At 43.6% G+C, this 1,249-nt stretch carries 1 protein-coding gene; it reads right to left on the bottom strand.

The genetic code is table 11. From position 1 onward, the window contains the following. Positions 1–240: 240 nt before the first annotated feature. Positions 241–1,071, bottom strand: coding sequence for an abortive infection family protein (locus T411_RS0115670; RefSeq protein ID WP_000056616.1), 831 nt, complete (start codon positions 1,069–1,071; stop codon positions 241–243). Positions 1,072–1,249: the final 178 nt, after the last annotated feature.

Raw genomic sequence — 1,249 nt, forward strand, 5'->3', positions numbered from 1 at the left:
AAACAAGAGTAAAAACCACATAACTCGCCACCATGGACAACACTATTTTCGAGTGCCATTTCTTAGTTCTAAACTCTATATTTCTGTTCATCCGTAAATCCAAACTGTTCACTAGTGCATTTAACGCCCGCCTAAGGGGCTGGCAACGCATAACACAAAACTCAAACACAACAGCCGAAACCACCGCGGCTCAATGGGACTGGAAACGCCGCGCGTTGACAGTCCCTCTTGAGGCGTTTGTTAGCTGTCTTGGCTTAGCCGATGAAGCAAAAAGTCCGCGATGACACCAACCATTTGAACGATGTTCTCACCTTCGGTATCACTTAGCTTAGTAACTGAAATACGTCCATGCCCCGTACCTTCTTTGTTACGCACCCTATTGATAGCTAGCGCCATATTGAACATGGCTTTTTCATACTCAGCAACGGGATTATCTGAAACTGGAGTTGCATTACTTTCAGGGATCGACATCTGAAGTGCAGAATATGCCTGTCCCATCAGTGTTGGGAAATTAGCATTTTGAGGATGCGCACCATACTTAGTGTGTATTACATGTTTAGCTGTAGCTTCGAGTAATTCTTTTCCTGTACCTGCTAGCAATGCGGGGTCACCGACACCTTTTTTGGCGCGTTGAGCATAAGAAAGCAACGCTTCTGTCAATTGCTTACCAGATAAATTATCGAGCACTTTCGCTCGAATGCTACCATCGTAAGAAAGTTCGAACCCTTCCACATCGAAAGCACTTATAGCATTTTCAATGCTATCTGTACCGACGAAGTTTGCTGACTGCACCCTAAAGCCACCTACGGCTCTAACATGGGACAAAACTAATGAAATAAGCTCACTACCCTGATTTGGGGAATTTTCTAAAGCCCAATACAACGTTTCTTTTAAGCGTTTAGCCTTACCTACTGTTTGCCCATTCTCTTTAGGATCTACATTTTTTAAGCCTGCTTTATTGATCATAAATGACAAATCAGAATGACTCGGTTCACGTTTGCAATCAGATTGAGCATCATCAACTAGCTTTGCAACAGCAACAATACAACTATCGGTTATTGGTAGACTCATCTTTTAACACTCTAAAGTTCAACTCTTTGGATATGAATTGGGTTTAAAGCTTTATTTTTCAAGGTGTAAGAGCAATGTGACAGCTAACGCCCGCCTAAGGGGCTGGCAACGCATTACCACCAAACTCAGACACAACAACCGTAACCACCGCGGCTCAATGGGACTGGAAACGCCACGC

It is taken from the genome of Vibrio cholerae ATCC 14035, from assembly GCF_000621645.1.
GTDB classification, from domain to species: Bacteria; Pseudomonadota; Gammaproteobacteria; order Enterobacterales; family Vibrionaceae; genus Vibrio; species Vibrio cholerae.